Raw genomic sequence first — 22,215 nt, 5'->3', positions numbered from 1 at the left:
TATTGTGGTTTTAGAAGTATAAAAAAAGAGAGGCCAAAACATGACCTCTCTTTTCTTATGAATTATTCAATAATTATTTTTTTAGTTGTTGTCTTATTTCCATCGCTCACAGTAACAAGATACATTCCAGACTGAACATTGTTCAATCTAACAACCTCATTAAAATCGGCATTGTTTGCATAAGAATTATTAAAGATTCTTCGTCCTCTTATATCAAATACATCAATATTGATGTCGCTATCCGAAGAAGAATTTAGCTTCACAGTGAATTCACCTTTATTAGGATTAGGGAAGATTGTAAAATCTTCAAAAGCAAACTCTTCAGTGCTTAATGCTTGTTCAGAACATATTGTAATTGACCAATCATTAAGTGTACCTGTATCTCCAGCAAAGAAATCTGCAACAAAAAGCGTCCAATCTCCTTGAGCTTCTAACCCATTGAATGTACTTAATGAACCTGATGGCGCAAATGTTCCCACTGTTGGCTCTGCACATGCTATTGCGCCAGCAGCATCATCAAACGTAATATCTAAATCATTTTCACTACCACATTCTACTTCCCATAAGTTGATGAATGTTGTACCATCTGGATGAACTAACTGAAGTACTAAATCTGAAACATAAGTATGTGTCACATCTACATTTACAGTCATACTTTCAATTGTCGCCATATCTGGTATATTAATAACATGATTAGCAACAGGTGTTCCTGGAGAACCTCCAGAACCATCAGTTATAGCGATAGCAAGGTTTTGAGGTGAATCGTAAGACTCACAAACTATTGTTGTACAAGTGTTTTTCAACAGAACATCTACATTTTTAGTCTCAGAAGCAGAAGTTCCTGTTACTGTAATTGTATATTCTCCTTGCGCACTAGCTTGTAAATTTCCGATAGTCATTGTAAAATTACCATCAGTATTTCGAGTCGTAGGGTTAAACGTAACTGTGGTACCTGCCGGATTACCTACAGCAGAGAATGTAGCAGTTTCGTTAAAATCTAATATTGTTGTATATGAGAATGTAAACACAGCTTCGGTGTCTGTAGTTGGACAACTAAGTATTTCGCTATTATCTGCTGCAATGACAAACGAAGGCGTTGCAGGCGTACAAACACCTGGTTTAAAATCTGCTGCTATACCAGCAACATAAGTATCTACAACTGTCATTTGTTGCGGGGTAAACATGTACATACAGGCGTCATTAACATAATCCATATAATTCATTGTCAAAGAACTGGTACCAGGAACACATCCAGCAACACTACCATTAGCTGGGCAACCATAGGTACTGTTCGGAATTTTTGGAGTATCTGCAATACCATCAGCATCAGGATTTGCACAATTGCCTGGTGCTCCATCAGAAATAAACGTATGATTTAAGTTATAGAAGTGTCCTAGCTCATGAGTTACTGTTCTTCCTAAGTTATAAGGAGTTTGTGGTACAACTCCAGAACCTGGACAACCTGCTCCTGATCCAAAAGCATTATCATCCATAGTAACAGCTTGACCAGCAGTAATACTTCCTCCTAATGGAGAAAATCCTAAAGCTCCAATTGGTCTTATAACGAAGTTCATATATCCAGCCCAATTTGCATCGGCATTATTTCCACCTCCAAAATCATATCCAATTGTTACAGCTGGATTACCTTCTATTAGTTCTGGGTCTAAACCAACTGGATGATTAGATACAGCAATACAAAAAGAGATATTAGCAGATCCAAGATTTAGTCCTGGATAAAATGCACTTGCAGCGGCCCATTGCGCATTATCGGCATTGGTTGCTGTGTAATCGGCATTTAAAATATCTATTTGATTCTGTGCCAATGCTTCTAAACAAGCTCTATCAGCTTCATTTGCAGTTGGAAAGTGCACAGCGACTGGGATAGTAATAGTTGCCCCACGCTGAGCAAATTCTCCTTGAGCCAATACTTCAGCTAATCTAGCTTTAAATAAGGCTTGGTTCTTTTCATACTCTTTAGCAAATGCAGGATCTTGCATTTGTTCTTCCATATACTCAAGCATTCCACAAGTACGATCTTGATCTTGGGCTTGCATATTAACAGCACACAAAAGAAAGAATATTACAAAAATTGATTTTAAAGTAAAGTTCTTTTTCATTCAGTTGTTTTTTAGTTAAAAAAAGTAAAATTTTGATTAATGACATCAAATCTAATGAAAATCAATCATAATATTATTGTGTTGATTAACAAAATTTTATGATTTTAACACAAAAAAGGTGTTCAAAGTCAGAATCTTGATAAAAATCACTTAAAATAAAATAAATCTCTAATTTTTTCTTTTTTTTCATTCCCTTGTTGTTTATGGTTATTTTTATCAAAAAATTGATCGAAAATCAATGCCAAATCAAAATACAGAAATTAATACCTCTTCAATTATCACTATAGGCACTTTTGATGGTGTTCACATAGGTCATCAAAAGATAATTGAACACCTAGTGAAAACAGGACAAGACAAAAATTTAAAATCGGTCGTGCTTACGTTCTTTCCACATCCAAGAATGGTACTACAACCTGATTTTAAAATGCAGCTTCTGCACACAATAAATGAACGTCAGGAGATTCTAAAAATCTTCGGAATTGATAACCTAATTGTTAAAGAATTTACGAAAGATTTCGCTAATCTCTCTGCACATGATTATGTCAAAACTATTCTTGTAGATGAACTTAAGGTTAAGCATATCATTATTGGTTACGATCATCATTTTGGAAAAAACAGAACTGCCAACATTGACGATCTTAGAACTTACGGCAAAGCATATGGGTTTACGGTAGAAGAAATTTCTGCCCAAGACATCAAAAATGTTGCAGTTAGTTCTACAAAAATCAGACATGCCTTAATGGAAGGCGATATAAAAACCGCTAATGCTTATTTAGGATACCCTTATTTTATAACAGGACAAGTTATAAAAGGAAAAGGAATTGGTAAAACACTAAACTTTCCAACAGCCAACTTAGCTATAGAAAAAGATTACAAACTCATTCCTAAACAAGGTGTTTATGTTGTGCGTTCAACATTGCATAACCAACCTGTTTATGGCATGATGAATATTGGATTAAACCCAACTTTTAATGATAAAAAACAATCCATTGAGGTTCACTTTTTTAATACGGAAGAAAATCTCTATAATAGAACATTAAAAGTAGAACTATTACATCGTCTTAGAAATGAGCAAAAGTTTGAGTCTAAAGACCAACTAATACTCCAACTTAATAAAGATAAAAAGCATTCAGAAGATTTTATAAAAGGATTAAATGAATAAATTCTTGTTTAAACATATAGATAACACTTCACTTATTGTTTTCAGAATGATCTTTGGAGCCCTAATTTTTCTCGAAAGTGTTGGTGCTATTTTCACAGGCTGGCTTAAGAAAACTCTCATAGATCCTGAATTTACTTTTAATTTTATTGGTTTTGAATGGCTTCAACCGCTTCCCGGACAATGGATGTATGTCTATTACATAATTATGGGACTTTGTGGCATATTTGTGATGATAGGTTACAAATACAGGTGGAGCATGCTCACATTTGCTCTACTTTGGTCAGGGACGTATTTAATGCAAAAATCATCTTATAATAATCACTATTATTTTTTGATGTTATTAAGTTTTATAATGGTGTTTTTACCTGCTCATAAATATGCATCAATCGATGCCAAACATCATCCTCATATAAAAAGTATATCAATGCCTAACTGGTGTCGATGGATATTTATCATACAACTGTTTATTCTATACACCTACGCATCAATTGCTAAAATGTATCCTGATTGGCTGGACTTAAGTGTTCCTGAATTGTTAATGAATAATAAAAAACATTATCCTCTTGTTGGAAATCTATTACAAGAAAAATTTGTGCACTATGGTATTGCCTATGGTGGTATTTTATTTGACGGACTTATTATTCCTTTGCTGTTATGGAAACGCACGCGTAAAATAGCATTCTTTGCTTCGATATTTTTTCACCTCTTTAATTCGTTTATTTTTCAAGTTGGTATTTTTCCATATCTATCGTTGTCGTTTGCAGTATTCTTTTTTGAACCAAAGGTTATTCAAAAGATATTTTTGAAACACAAACCTATATATACTGAAAACGCTGTAACAACTCCAGCATATGCCTCCATTTTTAAAGCAGTTTTTATATTTTATTTTAGTATTCAAATTGCGCTTCCAATAAGACATCATTTTATTCAAGATAACGTTCTTTGGACAGAAGAAGGCCACAGATTATCATGGCGAATGATGTTACGTTCAAAAAGTGCCAGCACAAGTTTTAGGGTTGTTGACAAAGCATCTAAAACTGTAATCCCTATAAATCTTAAAGACTTTTTGTCTTCAAAACAAATAAGAGCAGTAAGTTCTAAGCCTGATGTAATGTGGCAATTTGCGCAACGCTTAAAAGCAATGTATGCTGAAAATGGGATTGATGTTGCTGTATATGTTAGAGCATTTGTTGGTGTAAACGGCAAACCTCTAAAGCGACTTATTGATCCTGAAGTTGACCTAGCAAGTGTGAAATGGAACCATTTTAAACATCACGATTGGATTTTACCATCAAATCAAGACGAGAATAACTGACAATTCATTAAATTTGGCGTTTCAAAAAATATAACAACACCATGTTACAAGTAGCATTTATTAGAGAGAACAGAGACGATGTCATCAAACGGTTAGCCAAACGAAACTTAGATGCATCACAAATGATTGACGAGGTCATTACACTAGATGAAGAACGCCGACAATTACAAACGCAATTAGATAACACTTTAGCCGAATCTAATAGCCTTTCAAAAGAAATAGGTAACCTCTTTAAATCTGGCAAAGCTGCAGAAGCAAATGAACTTAAAGAAAAAACAACGCTACTTAAAGAGCGCTCTAAAACACTCGGTGAACAACTGAACACCACAGCCGACAGTTTAAATAATTTACTTTATAAAATACCTAATGTACCTCATGAGAGTGTTCCAAATGGTAATTCTGATGAAGACAATGAAGAGATATACACTGAAGGTGATATTCCAAAACTTCATGATGGTGCGCTTCCGCATTGGGAGCTTGCTAAGAAATATGATATTATCGATTTCGAATTAGGAACTAAAATTACTGGCGCTGGTTTCCCTGTATATAAAGGAAAAGGAGCGAGGTTACAACGTGCCTTAATTGCTTATTTCCTAGATAAGAATACAGCAGCTGGTTATACCGAATATCAACTACCACATTTGGTTAATGAAGCCTCTGGTTTTGGTACTGGACAACTCCCAGACAAAGAAGGGCAAATGTATCATGTTGGGGAAGACAACTTATACCTCATCCCAACAGCTGAAGTTCCTGGCACTAATTTATTTAGAGATGAATTATTATCTCAAAACGACTTACCAATTGGTATAACAGGTTATACACCATGTTTTAGAAGAGAAGCTGGAAGTTATGGTGCTCATGTAAGAGGACTTAATCGATTGCATCAATTTGATAAAGTTGAAATTATTCGTGTTGAACATCCAGACAACTCATATAAGGCATTTGAAGGAATGATAGAACACGTGAAAATGATACTAAGAGAGTTAAAATTACCATATAGAATATTAAGATTATGTGGCGGAGATGTGACTTTCGCTTCTGCGTTAACCTATGATTTTGAAGTGTTCTCGACAGCTCAGGACAGATGGTTAGAAATTTCTAGTGTGTCAAACTTTGAGACTTTTCAAGCAAACAGATTAAAATTGCGATTTAAAAATCAAGATGGCAAAACACAATTGTGTCATACACTTAATGGAAGTTCTTTAGCATTACCAAGAGTTTTAGCTGGTATTCTAGAGAACTATCAAACCGAAGACGGCATTAAAATTCCTGAAGTTTTAATTCCATATACAGGATTTGATAAAATTTAAATTTGTAAGAATTTTATTATTTAATATCGTTTAAATGCTAAAAAATAACGTTGTTCAACGATTTTTTAGCATTTTTCTTTGTTTTTCAATTAATATTTGTGATGTTAGTATTCCAAATAAGAACTAACCTACTTATTATGAAAAATATTAAACGTATCGTACTGCTAGTGACACTTGTTGTAATGGCTAGCAAAGTCTTTTTCTAAACATAAAGACCACCAACCTGACCTTACAAAAGCCATAGCAGAATAACTGAATCATTTTGTAAAGAATAGATTAATAGCACATTTATTTTGTTGTGAATGCCTAAACTTGTGTTTAGGCATTTTTTTTGCACTTTAACGAATTAATTATAAAAACATTCACAATATCTCGTAATTGCATTTGTTATATTTACATAAAATAATAAATATGCGTCGTCTTTTAATCATACTTACTCTTTGCAGTTGCGGACTTATATTCGCACAAAGCGAGCAATTAGCCGACGACTACTTTAAGCGTGGCGAATTCGAAAAAGCATTGCTTACCTACGAAAAACTCAACGCCAAGAAAAAAAGCTCAAAATACATCTATAAAATTGTTGCTACACTTCAACAGTTAGAACGTTATAATGAAGCCAAAGAGATTATTTTACAACGAATGCAGGAAATTAATTATCCTGCTTTATTAGTTGAGCTAGGGTATAACTATCAACTTATGGACAGTACTAACTTAGCCAATAAGTACTATAAAGAAGCTATTTCAAAAGTTACAGAAAAACCAAGCTACACCTACGGTATCGCTAGAAAATTTGAAGATCATTCACTTTTAGACCAGGCCTTAGAAGCCTATAAAAAAGGAATGGAAACAAACCCAGATTTTAACTTCAATATGCAAATGGCTCGTATTTATGGAGAACAGGGTAATATTGAATTACTTTTTTCAAATTATATCGATTACATTGAAGTAAAACCTAATTTTCTAAGTAATGCCAAACGTGCCTTTAGCGATTTTGTTTCAGAAAATAAGGACAGCGAAAACAACCTAATTTTAAGAAAACTACTACTTAAAAAATTACAATCTAATCCCGAGCCATACTGGTACGATATGTTGAGTTGGTTATACATTCAACAAAAAGAATACAACAAGGCTTTCATACAAGAAAAAGCGCTGTACCGAAGAAGTCAGGAAAGTTTAAGTCGCATACTAGATTTGGCAATGGCCACAGTTAAAGAGAAAGAAAATGATATTGCCAATTCAATTTTCCAATTTATATTAGATAATTCTCAAGATATTGACACGAGACTAACAGCTCACCAATACATGCTCGATATAGAAATTGAAAATGCCGAAAAACAAGAGTTAGATGACATAGATGAGAAATTCAACCAATTGTTTGACCAATATGGTAAATACGAACAAACGATTGCGCTTCAAATTGCCTACGGAAATTTTCTCGCGTTCAATAAACATCAACCTAAACGTGCTAGTGACTTTTTGAAAAAGAGTCTAGAGTTACAGTTATCTGTATTTCAAGAGGCAAAAGTTAAGCTGAAGTTGGGAGATATCCTTGTCTTTCAAGAACGATTTAACGAAGCCTTAATTTACTATACTCAAATTCAGGCTAACCTTAAAAACAGTACCATTTCTCAAGAAGCTAGATTTAAAGTAGCAAAAACAAGTTACTATAAAGGTGATTTTCAATGGGCAGAATCCCAATTAAAAATATTGAAATCATCTACATCACAGCTTATAGCTAATGACGCCCTAGATCTTAAGTTGTTGATTTCAGATAACAAAGATGAAGACTCGTTACAAACAGGATTAAAACTCTATTCTAAAGCAGACCTGATGTCTTTTCAAAATAAAAATGAAGAAGCTATTGGGCTTTTAGATACCATTTTAACCGAGCATAAGGGTGAAACCATTGAAGATCAAGCCTTGTTTATGCAAGCAAAGTTGTTTGAAAAAACCAATCAAATTGACAAAGCTGTGGATAATTATGAATACATCATTGCTAACTATAGAGATGAAATTTTAGCCGATGACGCGCATTATTTTTTAGCAGAACTCTACCAAAACAAGCTAGATCAGCCAGAAAAAGCTAAAGAACTTTATGAGAAGATTATTTTTGACCATGAAGACAGTATCTATTTTATAGAAGCCAGAAAACGCTTTAGACGACTGCGTGGTGATGCGATAAATTAGATATGACTAGTTGAGATGAATATTAGCTTTGATCTTGATAGCACATTAATTCCATGTGGAAACGAATTTGAAACAGAATATAGAAGTGTAATAGCTAAGTTATTGGGCGTAGAAGAACTACGAAAAGGCACTAAAGAGTTGATTTTCCAGTTACAGAAGCGTGGACATACTATTCATATTTACACAACATCTTTTAGAACAAAGAATAAAATTCGGAAAACCTTAAAATACTATGGAATTAAGGTTAACACGATTATCAATCAGAAAGAAAATCAATACGTTTTAAGATCTAAAAATATAGATGCCTCAAAATATCCAAAAGCATTTAATTTTGATCTGCACATTGATGATTCGAAAGGAGTCGCTATTGAAGCAAAAAAATATAATTTTGAAACGCTTATAATAAAGCCATCTGATAAAAACTGGGTTGAAACCATAAAAAAGAACATTAAAAACCTTAACTAACCAATGCAAATCGCAGAAACCAACAGACTTATATTCTCTAAAATCACTGTAGATGATGCGCCTTTTATTCTAGAATTAATGAACTCTCCTGGTTGGATAAAATATATTGGAGATCGCAACGTGAAAACTGTTGAGCAAGCCAAAAGCTATATACAAAACAATCAACTCAAATGTTATGAAGATTTTGACTTTGGATATTACAAAGTGCTACTAAAATCTGAAAACCTAAAGCCTATTGGTTCCTTTGGATTATTAAAACGAGATACCCTTGACCATGTTGACATTGGGTTTTCATTACTTCCAGGTTATGAAGGCTTAGGCTATGGTTTCGAAGGTGCTTCCCAACTTATGGTTCTTGCAAAAGACACATTCAACATAAAAACAGTATGTGCCATTACACTTCCAGAAAACCAAGCTTCAATTCATCTTTTGGAAAAATTAGGCTTATCTTACCAAAAAAGGATAAAACCCTTTGACAACGGCGAAGAACTTCTGTTATTTGTAAAAAATTTATAAAATTCAATAGTTTGCGTCAATCGCAGGATCATTAAATAAAAACATATGATTATATATAACGTCACTATCAATATTGATGATAGCGTTCATGATGAATGGTTAGTATGGATAAAAGAACATATCCCTCAGGTATTAGGAACTGGAAAATTTGATAAAGCTACTTTAACCAAAGTACTTGTTGAAGAAGAGATGGGCGGACAAACATATTCTGTACAGTATCGTTCTTATTCTAGAGAAGCTCTAGATGCCTATTATAGAGAAGATGCTGAAAGACTAAGAACAGACGGTCTTAAAAAATTTGCAGATAAAATGTTAGCCTTTAGAACTGAGCTTCAAATCGTAGATGAATACACCGTAAACTTTAAATAACGTGGCAAACAACTATCAAGTTAAAGCAAAAAAACACTTAGGTCAACATTTCTTGACAGACGAATCTGTAGCTCAAGATATTGCAGACACTTTAAGTCTAGAAGGCTACAAACATATATTAGAAATTGGTCCAGGTATGGGTGTTTTAACCAAATACTTGCTAGACAAACCCATCAAAACTCATGTTATTGAAATCGATACCGAATCTGTAGATTATTTAAAAGCCAATTATCTCAATTTGGCAGATCGTGTATACGAACAAGATTTCTTAAAGTACGACCTCACTAAAATTTTCAACAACGAACCCTTCGCCATAATAGGAAATTTTCCTTATAACATTTCAACTCAAATTGTCTTCAAAACGTTAGAAATGAGGGCTCAAATTCCAGAATTTTCAGGCATGTTTCAAAAGGAAGTTGCGCAACGTATTTGTTCTAAAGAAGGCTCTAAAGTGTATGGCATACTTTCAGTATTAACCCAAGCATTTTATGATGCCGAGTATCTATTTACAGTACCACCAACTGTTTTTAATCCACCTCCAAAAATAGACTCTGGAGTATTACTTTTAAAAAGAAAAGAAAACATGACACTGCCTGTTGATGAGAAGCTTTTTTTCAGAGTGGTAAAAACGGCATTTCAACAACGCAGAAAAACCCTACGTAACAGTTTAAAAACATTCAATCTTTCCGATAATTTAAAAGCAAATGTTATATTTGGCAATCGTCCAGAACAACTAAGCGTCGATTCTTTTTTGGAACTCACACAACTTATTGAAAACGACGATACAAATACGTAAAACCATCTCGTTTGATCGAAGAGAAAGAACATAATCAATTTGAGCTTACCAATGAACTCATTGAACAAGTAGAAATGCATGTCGCAAATAGCGATGACAAAACACTTAAACTACTGTTAAATGAATTTCATTACGCCGATATTGCCGAAATTCTAGATGAACTAGATTTAGATGATTCGATTTACGTTATTAAATTATTAGATTCTGAAACAACTTCATATATTCTTACAGAACTTGATGACGATACCAGAGAAAAGGTACTCGAAAACCTATCTGCCAAAGAAATTGCCGAAGAAGTTGAAGAACTAGACACAGATGATGCTGCCGATATCATTGCAGAGCTTCCAGAAGAACGTCAGGCCGAAGTTATCTCCAGAATTGAAGATGATGAGCATAGAGAAGAAATCACAGAACTTCTTGCCTATGACGATGATACTGCAGGTAGTTTAATGGCTAAAGAACTCGTTAAAGTTTACGAAACATGGACAGTTGCAGGATGTTTACGTCGTATTAGAGGTCAGGCTAAAGAGGTGACCAGAGTCCATTCTATTTATGTTGTAGATAAAGAAGAGAAACTTATTGGTCGGCTGTCATTGAAAGATTTAATCGTAGCCAAAAGTGAACAAAAGATAGCTGATATCGCTAAAGACAATGTAGACTATGTTAATGTTGAAGACGATGTTGAAGACGTTGCCAAAGTTATGGCTAAATACGATTTAGAAGCCATTCCTGTAGTTGACAATGAGCAAACCTTATTAGGAAGAATTACCATTGATGATATTGTCGATGTTTTAAAAGAGGAAGCAGACAAAGATTATCAACTAGCAGCTGGTATTACACAAGATGTCGAGGCCGATGATAGTATTATTGAACTCACTAGAGCACGATTACCATGGCTGTTCTTAGGATTAGTTGGTGGTGTTGGTGCTTTTTTGATTATGGAGGGTTTTCAAAATACATTTGAAAAATATGCAGTATTGTTCTTTTTTACACCATTAATTGCTGCAATGGCAGGCAATGTTGGTGTACAATCGAGTGCCATTATTGTACAAGGTTTGGCTAATGATGATGTTAAAGGTAGCATCAATAGTCGTTTACTAAAAGAAATGTTCCTCGCAGCACTTAATGGTACTATTTTAGCGCTCTTCTTGTTTTTATTTGTTTGGGCAACAAAAGGCGAATTCTATACAGCACTTGCTATTTCGGCTTCTTTAATCGCTGTTATTATTGTTGCAGGTTTAATAGGAACTTTTGTTCCATTATTCTTAAACAAAAGAGGTATTGATCCTGCAATCGCAACAGGGCCTTTTATCACAACAAGTAATGACATTTTCGGAATTCTCATCTATTTCTGGATTGCCAAATTGATTCTTAATATTTAGGGCGTTCCCCTTCGGGTCGTGCTCTCACAAGTCGCTCTCTTCGAGGAGCTCCAACACATGTTCCATCACTAACGCAAAACTTTGTAACTTTAAAGCATAAAAATCTATTACATATGAAACCCATAAATATTAAAGAAAAACACGCCATGTTCTCCAAACAATGGCATCCACATCGCATAGCCACAGTAGATAATATGCAAGTCATTCTCGCTAAAATAAAAGGCGAGTTTGTATGGCATAGTCATGATGATGAAGACGAGTTATTCCAAGTTATAAAAGGCACGCTCTATATGCAATTTAGAGACCGAACCGAAATCATAAAAGAAGGAGAACTCATCGTTGTTCCTAAAGGCGTTGAGCATAACCCATGCACCAAAAATGACGAAGAAGTGCATTTGTTATTATTCGAAAAGTTAGATACAGCGCATACTGGTAAGGTCGAACATGAAAAAACACAAACCGAATATCCCGAAATTTAATTGTCATGTCGAACGAAGTTGAGACATCTCAAGACTAGATTTATCAATCATCACTCTGTTCCTCATGTCGAAATGACCACTATGAATATACTTCACCTAGACAGCAATCATCCTTTGCTTATATCACAACTTAAGGCTTTAGGTTTTACCAACAACGAAGACTACACCTCTTCAAAAGAAGCTATAGAAAATCAAATTCATGTCTACGATGGCATTGTTATTCGCAGTCGGTTTAAAATCGACAAGCAATTTCTTGATGCTGCCAGTAACTTAAAATTTATTGGACGTGTTGGCGCAGGACTTGAGAATATTGATTGCAATTATGCTGCAAAAAAAGGAATCAAATTAATATCAGCTCCTGAAGGTAATCGTAACGCCGTAGGAGAACATAGTCTTGCCATGTTATTAGCACTTTTAAATAAATTAAACAAGGCTAACGATGAAGTTAGCAACGGCAAGTGGGATCGCGAAGGTAATCGCGGCAGTGAACTAGACGGAAAAACCGTTGGGCTAATTGGTTATGGTAATATGGGAAAAGCCTTTGCTAAAAAATTGCGAGGTTTCGATGTTGATGTGCTTTGTTATGATATCAAACCCAATGTTGGGGATCAGAACGCCAGGCAAGTGTCTTTGGAGGAACTTCAAGATAAATCTCATGTGCTAAGTCTTCATACTCCAGAAACACCATTAACGGTTAATATGATTAATTCAGAATTCATTAGCAGGTTTAAAAACCCATTCTGGTTAATCAATACAGCTAGAGGAAAAAGTGTTGTTACCAAAGATTTAGTAGTCGCTTTAAATTCTGGTAAAATATTAGGTGCAGGACTTGATGTGTTAGAATATGAAAAGTCGTCTTTTGAGAATATATTTTCCAACCAAATGCCAGAAGAATTCAAGTATATCATTTCCGCAGAAAATGTGATACTTACGCCACATGTGGCAGGATGGACTGTTGAGAGCAAAGAGAAACTCGCTCAAACAATAGTCGATAAAATAAAAACAGAATTTCTATTGAAGTAATCTATTGAACTTAAAATTTATAATTTTAAGACATGAAAAAAACCATTCTTGTTTTTGGCTTGCTCATTTTAGCATTACTCTTGTTATTTCAATTTAGTAAGTATGCGTTGGTTTCAAATAACTTAAAAATTGAAATCATAATAGCCATTATTGCAATTGTATTCTTTGCTATTGGTGTTTTCATAAACAAGAAAAGTTTGCACAAACACAATCTAGTATCTAAAGAAATTGATCATAAAAAAATAAAAGACTTAGAAATTAGCAATCGAGAATATGAAGTTCTTATAGGAATTTCAGAAGGTTTATCTAATAAAGAGATTGGAGACAAACTTTTTGTGTCTGAAAGCACTGTAAAAACACACGTTTCAAATTTATTATCAAAGCTAAATGCTAAGCGTCGTACTCAAGCCCTTCAAATTGCTAAAGACCTTCAAATTATTTGAAATACTAAGGTATTAGAACCAAAGTATGACCATTTTGGTACTTTAGTATGAACTAAAAAATCGAGCATAAATCTACTTTTGATGTGATAACATTTAAAACTCATCATTATGAAGAACACAATTATTAAATACGGAATTTATGCCTTTATTACGGCCTCTGTACTATTCTTATCGGGATTTTTAATAGGCAAACAAATTGATTTAGATTTTAATACCATGGCCATTTTCGGATATGCCTCAATGGTATTATCCTTATTGTTCGTTTATTTCGGAATCAAACATTTTAGAGATCATGTTAACGATGGAAAAATTAATTTAGGAAAGGCCATTGCGATTGGGTTGTTGATCTCCTTGTTTGCGGCTATTGGTTTTGCTATAGTAGATTATATTTACACGACTTCAATTAATCCAAATTTTGCCGCAGAATATAAAGACTATTCAATGGCGCAGCTCCAAGAAGCCAATCTTTCTGCGGAAGTATTGAAAGAAAAAACAGAACAACTGGAAACATCAATGGCAATGATGGGAAGCTCAACAGCTCTTGCATTTATAATGTTTGCGACTGTTATGATTATAGGATTTATCATATCTTTAATTTCTGGATTAATCCTTCAACGTAAATAAAATTAAATATTATGCAATACAAAGCAACGTCACCGGAAGACTATATAAGTCAATTACCTGAAGAGAGAAAAGCACCAATTACAAAATTAGATCAACTCATAAAAAAACATATGCCAAAAGGTTTAGAAGCAGGATTAGGATATGGTATGTTGGCCTATTATGTTCCAAAATCTATATATCCACCAGGATACCATTGCAAACCTTTTCCACCCCTACCTTTTATAAACTTAGCATCACAAAAGAACTTTATTGCATTGTATCATTCTGGACTATATGCCAAAAAAGAACTTCATGATTGGTTTGTTGCAGAATACCCTAAACATAGCAAGTACAAACTAGATATGGGGAAAAGTTGTATCCGATTTAAAAAAATTGATGATATTCCTTATGACCTGATAGTTGAACTTTTAGGCAAGATGTCTGTAGACGAATGGATTGATATTTACGAAACCGCAATACATAAAAAATAAATGAAACATAGAGTAACAGGAATAGGAGGTTTGTTTTTTAAATCAAAAAGCCCTCAAGCATCAAAAGATTGGTATCAAAAACACTTAGGGTTTAACACCGATGACTATGGCTGTACCTTTTGGTGGAAAGATAAAAACGGTAACGATTGTTCTACACAATGGAGTCCATTTAAGGATGACACAAAATACTTCGAACCGTCTAAAAAAGAGTTCATGTTTAATTATCGTGTTGAAAACTTAAAGGAACTTTTAGTGACTTTAAAGGAAGAAGGTGTCACAATAGTAGGCGACATGGAAGAATACGATTATGGAAAATTTGGTTGGATTTTAGATAATGAAGGTAATAAAATTGAACTTTGGGAACCTGTTGATCAAGCTTTTAAGTAGTCGTGTAACAAATTTTATATTTAAACTACTCATAAATAAACAATTAGAATGACCGAAGACAACGAAAACTTAGAAGACGATTTAAAAAACACTGTAGATGCTGCAGAAGATGCCGTTAATGACACAGCAGATGACGTTTCAGACACAACAAATGAGCTAAAAGATAATGCTGTAGACGCCTTTAATACAGCAAAAGAAAAGGCCTCAGAACTTGCAGAAGATGCTAAAGAGGTTTTAGGAAATGCCAAAGACAAAGCCACTGAATTTATTCAAGGAGATGGCAAGGAGATGTATAATAATGCCAAAGAAAAAGCCTCTGAATTAGCGAATGCAGCTGGCGAAAAAATTGGCGCATTTGCAGATACCGCTAAAGAAAAAGCAAAAGATCTTGCCGAGGATGCCAAAGAATTTGCTGGTGAAGCAAAAGAAAAGGCTGGAGAATTTATAGAAGATGCTGGCGAAAAACTCGGGGAATTTGCAGATGTTGCTGAAGACAAACTAGAAGATTTGGCCGAAGACGCCAAGGAAACATATACCGAAGCAAAAGAAAAAACTAAGGGCTTCTTTCAGAAGTTGTTTGGTAAAAAATAACATCATCTATCACATTTTTATTAACTTTATAAGATAACCATAAACGCTATTTATTATGTCTGACGATAATAAGAACTTAAGTGACGACCTCAACGAGATGTTAGGTGACGCCAAGGACAGTGCAAAAAAAGCCGCTGATAAAGTAAGTGAAAAAGCAAGTGAATTTGCAGAAGATGCAAAAGAATTTGCCGGTGAGGCTAAAGAAAAAGCAAGTGAATTTGCTAAAGAAGCTAAGGCTTCTGCAAAAGAATTTGCAAACGATGCCGAACAAATTCTAAGTGATGGAAAAAATGTTGGAATAATTGCTCACATAACTCTTATAGGTTGGATTATCGCATTAGTTATGAACAATGGCAATAAAACGGAGTTTGGTTCATTTTATATCAGGCAGGTTTTAGGTATTGCGCTCTTGGCATTAATACTTGCAATTATTCCTATAGTCAACTTTGTAGCTTGGATACTTCCATTAATAATGTGGATTATGAGTTTAATTGGTGCCCTAAGCGGAGAAAAAAAGCCCGTCTTTTTGTTGGGTGATCAATTTCAGGATTGGTTTAAATCCTTATAAAATAAGAGCCGGAATATCAAATATTCCGGTTTTGTTATATTTTTATTATCGTAATATTGCAATATTACGATAATTTACTATCTTTGTACTCAAATTGAAAGTTATGGGAGTTACAAAACGCTTTATTTATTCAGACCATATTAATGACATTGCCAATATTGCAAAAGTATTTGCGCATCCTGCTCGTGTTGCAATTTTAAAATATATTAGCGAGCAAGAAGGCTGTATTTGCAACGATTTGGTTGATGAAATTGGTCTATCTCAAGCCACGATTTCGCAGCACCTTTCTGTTATTGGTGATTCTGGGCTGTTAAAAGGAAGGTTTGAAGGCAAGAAAAAATGCTACTGTCTCAACCTTGAACGTTTTGAAGAATTCCAAATACTATTAAACTCATTTTTTAACAAAGCAGCATCTAGTTGTTGCTAAACCTTTATAATAAAAGAGATTATATCTCCTCACTAAAAAACATAAATAGAACTCAGATGAAAACACAAGAATTATTTTCAATACTAGAACAAAACCAAGACAAATCTTTACTTTTTGAATACTTACCAAATGCGTTTGTTGGTGCTAATTATCACATTACTGAAGTTAAACATATGGCCATCAACTCTGTAGATTGTGGCTCGCAAACCGATAACTGGAACGAAACAATTATCCAGCTGTGGGAAAGCCCTAGTGAAATTGGAAAAACCGAATTCATGTCTGTATATAAAGCGCTTGCCATTCTAAATAAAGTAGGAAAAATGAAGCCATATGATGTTGACGCTGAAGTTAAATTTGAATACAGTAATGCAACATTTCACACAGCACAATTGTTTGTTAGTGATTTTCAAATCGAAAATCAAAAACTTATTTTCAAATTATCGGTTGAAAAAACAGATTGTAAAGCTAAAGAAGCATGTGGTATTTCAGAACAATCTAAAGAATTAGTTGCTTCAACTGACGAGCCTTGTTGTTCTCCAGATGGCAACTGCTGCTAAACAATGCTATGGTTATTGAGTTAAGAGCATTTAGAAAGGAAGATTTCAAAGCCGTTTTGAACATCTACAATGAGGGTATAAAAACTGGTATCGCTACATTTGAAACCAAACTACCCAAATGGTCAGAATGGCATAAAAAACATAATCTTCACCCAAGACTTGTTGCAACCTTTAATCAAAATATTGTTGGATTTGCCGTACTGTCAAAAGTGTCTCAAAGAGCGGTTTATAAAGGTGTTGCCGAAGTAAGTATTTATGTTGCACCACATATGCAAGGTAAACACATAGGAAAGCAGCTGCTTTTGCAACTTATAAAAGAGAGTGAATCGCTCGGCTTTTGGACCTTGCAAGCTAACATTTTTAAAGAAAATAAAATTAGTATACATTTACACAACGTCTGCGGATTCCAAGTTGTTGGAACCCGTGAAAAAATAGGAAAACTAAATAATAAATGGTTTGATAACGTCCTTTTAGAAAGACGAAGTCAACTAATATAAACATAATGAAAAACATACTCGTTCTCTGTACCGGTAATTCATGCCGAAGTCAAATGGCCCATGGATATCTCAATATACTTACTCAAGAAAAGGCAACAATTTATAGTGCTGGCATAGAAACTCATGGTTTAAATCCGGGAGCCGTCGCTATTATGGGAGAAGATGGCATTGATATCACCAGTCATACTTCTAATCATGTAGATGAATATGCTCATGTTGATTTTGATTATATCATTACAGTTTGTGATCATGCCAACGAAAATTGCCCTTTTATACCGAGTAAAAATGCGGAAAGGTTACATCATAATTTTTTTGATCCATCAAAAGTTACTGGGAGCGAAACCGAAAAACACGCCGCTTTTTTGAAAGCAAGAAACGAGATTAAATCTTACTTAGAAGTGTTCGTAAAAGAACGCTTCTAATCTTGTTTTAACCCATAATTAGTTGGTAGCAAATCACCAATACGCTGGTCTCCCATAACACCGCTAAAAAGTAGTCCTGGGATAGGGGTATAATTGCCATATTCGTCAATATAAAATTGAGAAACTAAGGGTGTTAACACAGATTGATCCTTGCCTTTAAAAAGAATGTTTACTTTAGTTTCAAAAGTTACTTTTTTAGAGGCAGAGTCATTAATATCCTCAACCTTGAAAAACTCCCATTCGTTAACCTTAAACTTTTTGTGAAAAATATCGAACCCAGCATCTTTCAGATTCATATGATATAATGAACGCATAAAATGTTGAATCGAACCTTCATAGGCTTTCTTTCTATGCTTTAATGCCTTCTTCTTTCCGCTGTTTAAATCTTTATAAAACGAAGTTCCTGTATATAATACCGAATGAATCCCAAACTGGTCCTGTTTGGCATCAACGTATCTGAAGGTAATTTCAAAATCTTGAATATCATATGCAATTTCATATTGCAAACTCTTGTTTTTAACCAACACAGGTTTTCTGGCACTAACAGATAGCACATTATCTGCTTTATTAAACCGCAAAATTAAATCATCTTCATTAAGAATCTTACACGATTTCGAAAACTCAGAAAAGCCCAAAAACTCCTTTCTAAATAATTTCAATTTTTGTTTCCGAGTTAAACCGTCATTTGTATTTACGACAACTTCATCTAACTGATTTAAAGATTCTTTCAATGCAATCGAGAGCTCTGTCTTTTGCCTGTAGTCTGATACAATTATCGTTTCATATCCTAAATATGATACAATTAACTGCGACTGAATCGCGTCAGAATAATCAATAGAAAATCGTCCTAAATCATCAGTGGTTGTTCCAATGGTTGTATTATCAAAATAGACTGATACAGCCATTAGCGGTTGCTTGGTCTTAAAATCAATAACGGTTCCCGAAAGGGTTTGGGCGTAAAGTAATGACGTTAATAGAAATGAACAGAAAAAACCTAAAGTCTTACTCTTCATTATTATTTGAGAATTTACGTTCTAATTCGGCTTGAAACTCTTCCATCACAGGTTTCACAGTGCTTTCAGGTAAGTCGGCTATTTTAATATACATCAACCCATCTACCGAATTATTAAATAAAGGATCTACATTAAATGCTACCAGTCTTGCATTTTGTTTAATGTACTTTTTGAGTAATACAGGTAAGCGTAAAGCTCCAGGTTCAACCTCATCAATAATTTTATCGAACTTATTTAAATCGGCCTCGGCAGCATCAAACACAAAATCTTTATCAGCATCCTTTAATTTTACTTTAAATTCCTTTTTTGGATGCACATATTGAGCTACATAAGGATCATAGTAATGCGATTTCATAAACTCAATCATCAATGATTTTGAGAAATTTGAAAACTGATTACTAATGCTTACACCTCCTATTAAATACTTGTGTTCTGGGTAACGTAATGTTGTATGTACGATTCCTTTCCAAAGCAAAAATAAAGGCATTGGTTTTTGCTGATATTCTTTAATAATAAAAGCGCGTCCCATTTCTATGGATTCGCTCATCATTTTATACAATTCAGGTTCAAATCTAAACAGGTCTTGAAGATAAAACCCATCAATACCATAGCGTGCATATATTTTAGACCCTAAGCCCATTCTATATGCGCCTGCCAATTGTTTGGCTTCAGTATCCCATAAAAACATATGATGATAATAGGTATCGAAACTATCCAAATCAATCGCTTCATTTGTACCCTCTCCAATAGCTCTAAAAGTAATCTCACGCAATCTTCCAATTTCATGAAGTATGTTTGGGATATGATCGGCATCTGTTAAATACACCTCGTAGTTTTTACTAACCAAAAGTCTATAATCTCCTTCCCTTAAGGCATCAACTTCTGCTGCCATTTTTTCGGTACTTACAGATCCTACAATTCGTTTTGGCGGCTTTGCTGGCGGTTTAAGTGTATTTGATAAGTTGTCTAAAATCTTAGGTTTGTCCTCAAAAGCATTAGATAACATATACGTTTTTCGACGTATAAATTCTGAAAAATCAGAAAGCGTTTCGTGTTCTTTTTGAGCATTAACAGAAATAGCTTTTCCTATTCTAACCTTTATAATTCGGTTTTTTTGTGTGAGTAATTCCGAAGGTAATTTTGCTGTTCTAAAGGTATCACTAATCTTCGATAATTTATAAAACAACTTGCTGTTTTTAGCATGAAAATAAATAGGAACAACTGGCACTTCTGCCTTTTTTATGAGCTTCATGGCCGCTTCTTCCCAAGGTTTATCAACAACTAATTTACCGTCTTTATATGTTGAGACTTCACCCGCTGGAAACACCCCTAAAGGATGACCTTCTCGTAAATGTAAAATAGCGTTCTTAAATCCTGCAATACTAGACTTCACATCCTTTCGGTCTTCAAAAGGGTTAACAGGCATTATATATGGCTTTAAAGGCTCTATACGATGCAATAGGAAATTCGCTATGATTTTAAAATCTTGGCGCTGCTCTATCATTAACTTCAGCAATAAAATACCATCAATTCCTCCAAGTGGATGATTTGATACAGTAATATAAGCGCCATCTTTAGGTAATCGCTTTAAATCTTCTTCAGGAATTTCAAACTTAATTTGAAAATCATCCAATATACCGTCTAAAAAGTCAACATCACTCAAGTGCTTGTTACGCTTATAAATTCTGTTAAGCGTTGATATTTTTAATACTTTCATCAACAACCATCCAAAGAATGTACCTATAAATCCATACTTATCAGCTTTAATAGCTTTAGCCACTTCTTTTGCGGTTACCAATCCTGTATCTTGTTGTTTAGTCATGAGTGTAAAAGTACTAAATTGTTATTTAGTTACAATTTGAATCGTTTCTTGAGTTAACTGTTTTAATAGCAATTCTTTACCTTTTTCTATAGAAGAAATAGCTTGCTCATTATAATGTCTTACAGTATATAGACTCACATTATCGTAAGATGTTACTTTAAATTTTGCTTTTAAATGCTGAAGTAAGCGATCGAGGTTATTATAGTTATTATCAAAACACACCGAAAAACTAATAGCCGAGTTTTGAATCACATCAACTTTCATCTTATATAAGTGTAATAGTTTGAATATTTCGCTAATATTTTCTTCAACAATGTAACTAAAGTCTAGTGAGGACAATGATATCAATACTTGATTTTTTTTAACTATAAAACACGGGATATTGGGTTCTATTCCAAAACCTTTACCAACGCGTGTGCCTGCTTCTAAAGGATTTAAAAACGACTTTACAAACAGCGGAATCTCTTTTTGTTGTAGTGGTTGCAAGGTTTTAGGATGAATAACTGATGCACCATAAAATGCTAACTCTATGGCTTCGCGATATGAAATACTATTTAATAATTGTGCATTTTCAAAATAGCGTGGATCGGCATTTAAAACACCTGGTACATCTTTCCAAATGGTTACACTTTCGGCATTTAAACAATACGCAAAAATAGCTGCTGTATAATCACTCCCTTCACGTCCCAATGTCGTGGTAAAGTTATTGGCATCACTTCCCAAAAAACCTTGAGTAATATTTAGAACTTTCGCGTCAAATTCAGTTTTTATCTTAGTTTGTGTTTGCTCCCAATCTACATTTGCTCTACGATAATAATCATCTGTTTTGATACACTCACGCACATCTAACCATGTATTTGTTAATCCTATTTCATTGAGATATGAACTAATAATAGTTGTTGATGTAAGTTCTCCAAAACCAATGACCTGATCATAAACAAAATTATAATCTGGAGATTTATTACGATTTAAAAAATAATCTAAGTCCTCAAAAATAGAGCCTATTTTTTTAAAAATTGGATGCTGCGTATTTTCAAAAAGATCCAATAAAATCTCATTGTGATAAGTTTTCACGTCGTGAATAGAGCTCTGTAAGGCTGCCTTATTTTCAAAATAGTTTTTTATGACAACTTCAAGGGCATTTGTTGTTTTCCCCATTGCCGAAACCACAACAAGTGTATTATCATAACCTACTTGTTGTAAAACTGATGCTAAATTTTTGACACCTTCAGCATTTTTTACCGAAGCGCCACCAAATTTGAATACTTGCATG

The 22,215-nt window shown here is 34.0% G+C and carries 25 protein-coding genes; 21 read left to right on the top strand and 4 right to left on the bottom strand.

All coding sequences use genetic code 11. The annotated features are described in order from the left end of the window. Positions 1–62 precede the first annotated feature (62 nt). Positions 63–2,117 carry a T9SS type A sorting domain-containing protein gene (locus Q0787_RS06525; protein WP_298901449.1) on the bottom strand — a complete coding sequence of 685 codons (2,055 nt, stop codon included), beginning with the start codon at positions 2,115–2,117 and terminating at the stop codon, positions 63–65. Between the two features lie 238 nt (positions 2,118–2,355). Between Q0787_RS06525 and Q0787_RS06520 the strand changes: the two genes are divergently transcribed. The 21 genes from Q0787_RS06520 (at position 2,356) to Q0787_RS06420 (ending at position 18,107) form a co-directional block, all read left to right on the top strand. Then, positions 2,356–3,279 carry a bifunctional riboflavin kinase/FAD synthetase gene (locus Q0787_RS06520; protein ID WP_298901448.1) on the top strand — a complete coding sequence of 308 codons (924 nt, stop codon included), beginning with the start codon at positions 2,356–2,358 and terminating at the stop codon, positions 3,277–3,279. Further along, positions 3,272–4,594: an HTTM domain-containing protein gene (locus tag Q0787_RS06515; RefSeq protein WP_298901447.1), complete on the top strand. Its 1,323-nt coding sequence runs from the start codon at positions 3,272–3,274 to the stop codon at positions 4,592–4,594. The genes Q0787_RS06520 and Q0787_RS06515 overlap by 8 nt, the downstream gene beginning before the upstream one ends. Before the next feature lie 41 nt (positions 4,595–4,635). After that, complete coding sequence (gene serS, locus Q0787_RS06510) at positions 4,636–5,904, top strand: serine--tRNA ligase (RefSeq protein ID WP_298901446.1); 1,269 nt, start codon at positions 4,636–4,638, stop codon at positions 5,902–5,904. 411 nt (positions 5,905–6,315) lie between these two features. Continuing rightward, positions 6,316–8,091, top strand: coding sequence for a tetratricopeptide repeat protein (locus tag Q0787_RS06505; protein WP_298901445.1), 1,776 nt, complete (start codon positions 6,316–6,318; stop codon positions 8,089–8,091). Between the two features lie 15 nt (positions 8,092–8,106). Beyond that, positions 8,107–8,556, top strand: a complete 450-nt coding sequence (locus Q0787_RS06500; protein WP_298901444.1) for an HAD family hydrolase — start codon at positions 8,107–8,109, stop codon at positions 8,554–8,556. Positions 8,557–8,559: 3 nt separating this feature from the next. Next, positions 8,560–9,072, top strand: coding sequence for a GNAT family N-acetyltransferase (locus Q0787_RS06495; RefSeq protein ID WP_298901443.1), 513 nt, complete (start codon positions 8,560–8,562; stop codon positions 9,070–9,072). 45 nt (positions 9,073–9,117) lie between these two features. Continuing rightward, positions 9,118–9,441: a DUF4286 family protein gene (locus Q0787_RS06490; RefSeq protein WP_298901442.1), complete on the top strand. Its 324-nt coding sequence runs from the start codon at positions 9,118–9,120 to the stop codon at positions 9,439–9,441. A 1-nt stretch (position 9,442) separates the two neighbouring features. After that, positions 9,443–10,237: a 16S rRNA (adenine(1518)-N(6)/adenine(1519)-N(6))-dimethyltransferase RsmA gene (rsmA, locus tag Q0787_RS06485; protein WP_298901441.1), complete on the top strand. Its 795-nt coding sequence runs from the start codon at positions 9,443–9,445 to the stop codon at positions 10,235–10,237. Between the two features lie 11 nt (positions 10,238–10,248). Beyond that, positions 10,249–11,619 (top strand): magnesium transporter, encoded by a 1,371-nt coding sequence (gene mgtE, locus Q0787_RS06480; RefSeq protein ID WP_298901440.1) that lies wholly within the window; start codon positions 10,249–10,251, stop codon positions 11,617–11,619. Positions 11,620–11,732: 113 nt separating this feature from the next. Further along, a complete protein-coding gene (locus tag Q0787_RS06475) occupies positions 11,733–12,098 on the top strand; it encodes a cupin domain-containing protein (RefSeq protein ID WP_298901439.1) in 366 nt (121 codons plus the stop codon). 81 nt (positions 12,099–12,179) lie between these two features. Then, on the top strand, positions 12,180–13,121 hold the full coding sequence (locus tag Q0787_RS06470) for a 2-hydroxyacid dehydrogenase (RefSeq protein ID WP_298901438.1): 942 nt from the start codon (positions 12,180–12,182) through the stop codon (positions 13,119–13,121). A 32-nt stretch (positions 13,122–13,153) separates the two neighbouring features. Continuing rightward, positions 13,154–13,564 (top strand): response regulator transcription factor, encoded by a 411-nt coding sequence (locus Q0787_RS06465; protein ID WP_298901437.1) that lies wholly within the window; start codon positions 13,154–13,156, stop codon positions 13,562–13,564. Between the two features lie 108 nt (positions 13,565–13,672). Further along, complete coding sequence (locus Q0787_RS06460) at positions 13,673–14,188, top strand: DUF4199 domain-containing protein (protein ID WP_298901436.1); 516 nt, start codon at positions 13,673–13,675, stop codon at positions 14,186–14,188. An 11-nt stretch (positions 14,189–14,199) separates the two neighbouring features. Beyond that, positions 14,200–14,658, top strand: a complete 459-nt coding sequence (locus tag Q0787_RS06455; protein WP_298901435.1) for a DUF1801 domain-containing protein — start codon at positions 14,200–14,202, stop codon at positions 14,656–14,658. Then, a complete protein-coding gene (locus Q0787_RS06450) occupies positions 14,659–15,045 on the top strand; it encodes a VOC family protein (protein ID WP_298901434.1) in 387 nt (128 codons plus the stop codon). Between the two features lie 48 nt (positions 15,046–15,093). After that, positions 15,094–15,636: a hypothetical protein gene (locus tag Q0787_RS06445; RefSeq protein ID WP_298901433.1), complete on the top strand. Its 543-nt coding sequence runs from the start codon at positions 15,094–15,096 to the stop codon at positions 15,634–15,636. 55 nt (positions 15,637–15,691) lie between these two features. Continuing rightward, positions 15,692–16,204, top strand: a complete 513-nt coding sequence (locus Q0787_RS06440; RefSeq protein WP_298901432.1) for a YtxH domain-containing protein — start codon at positions 15,692–15,694, stop codon at positions 16,202–16,204. A gap of 103 nt (positions 16,205–16,307) precedes the next feature. Further along, complete coding sequence (locus tag Q0787_RS06435) at positions 16,308–16,631, top strand: helix-turn-helix transcriptional regulator (protein ID WP_298901431.1); 324 nt, start codon at positions 16,308–16,310, stop codon at positions 16,629–16,631. Between the two features lie 56 nt (positions 16,632–16,687). Continuing rightward, the gene (locus Q0787_RS06430; RefSeq protein ID WP_298901430.1) at positions 16,688–17,188 is read left to right on the top strand and encodes a DUF6428 family protein; all 501 of its coding nucleotides are present in this window, start codon (positions 16,688–16,690) and stop codon (positions 17,186–17,188) included. An 8-nt stretch (positions 17,189–17,196) separates the two neighbouring features. Continuing rightward, positions 17,197–17,685, top strand: a complete 489-nt coding sequence (locus Q0787_RS06425) for a GNAT family N-acetyltransferase (protein WP_298901429.1) — start codon at positions 17,197–17,199, stop codon at positions 17,683–17,685. 5 nt (positions 17,686–17,690) lie between these two features. Beyond that, complete coding sequence (locus Q0787_RS06420; RefSeq protein ID WP_298901428.1) at positions 17,691–18,107, top strand: arsenate reductase ArsC; 417 nt, start codon at positions 17,691–17,693, stop codon at positions 18,105–18,107. Here Q0787_RS06420 and Q0787_RS06415 read toward each other — a convergent pair. The 3 genes from Q0787_RS06415 to Q0787_RS06405 are packed head-to-tail and all read right to left on the bottom strand — an operon-like array spanning position 18,104 to position 22,214. Next, entirely contained in the window at positions 18,104–19,120 is a 1,017-nt protein-coding gene (locus tag Q0787_RS06415; protein ID WP_298901427.1) for a carboxypeptidase-like regulatory domain-containing protein, read from the bottom strand. The genes Q0787_RS06420 and Q0787_RS06415 overlap by 4 nt on opposite strands. After that, on the bottom strand, positions 19,110–20,942 hold the full coding sequence (locus Q0787_RS06410; protein ID WP_298901426.1) for a lysophospholipid acyltransferase family protein: 1,833 nt from the start codon (positions 20,940–20,942) through the stop codon (positions 19,110–19,112). Before Q0787_RS06410 ends, Q0787_RS06415 begins: the two co-directional genes overlap by 11 nt. Positions 20,943–20,963: 21 nt before the next feature. Further along, entirely contained in the window at positions 20,964–22,214 is a 1,251-nt protein-coding gene (locus Q0787_RS06405) for an aspartate kinase (RefSeq protein ID WP_298901425.1), read from the bottom strand. Position 22,215: the final 1 nt, after the last annotated feature.

This window comes from uncultured Psychroserpens sp. (assembly GCF_947492715.1).
Lineage (GTDB): Bacteria > Bacteroidota > Bacteroidia > Flavobacteriales > Flavobacteriaceae > Psychroserpens.
The sequence above is the reverse complement of the archived record's forward strand: the minus strand, read 5'-3'. Positions and strand labels throughout refer to the sequence as shown.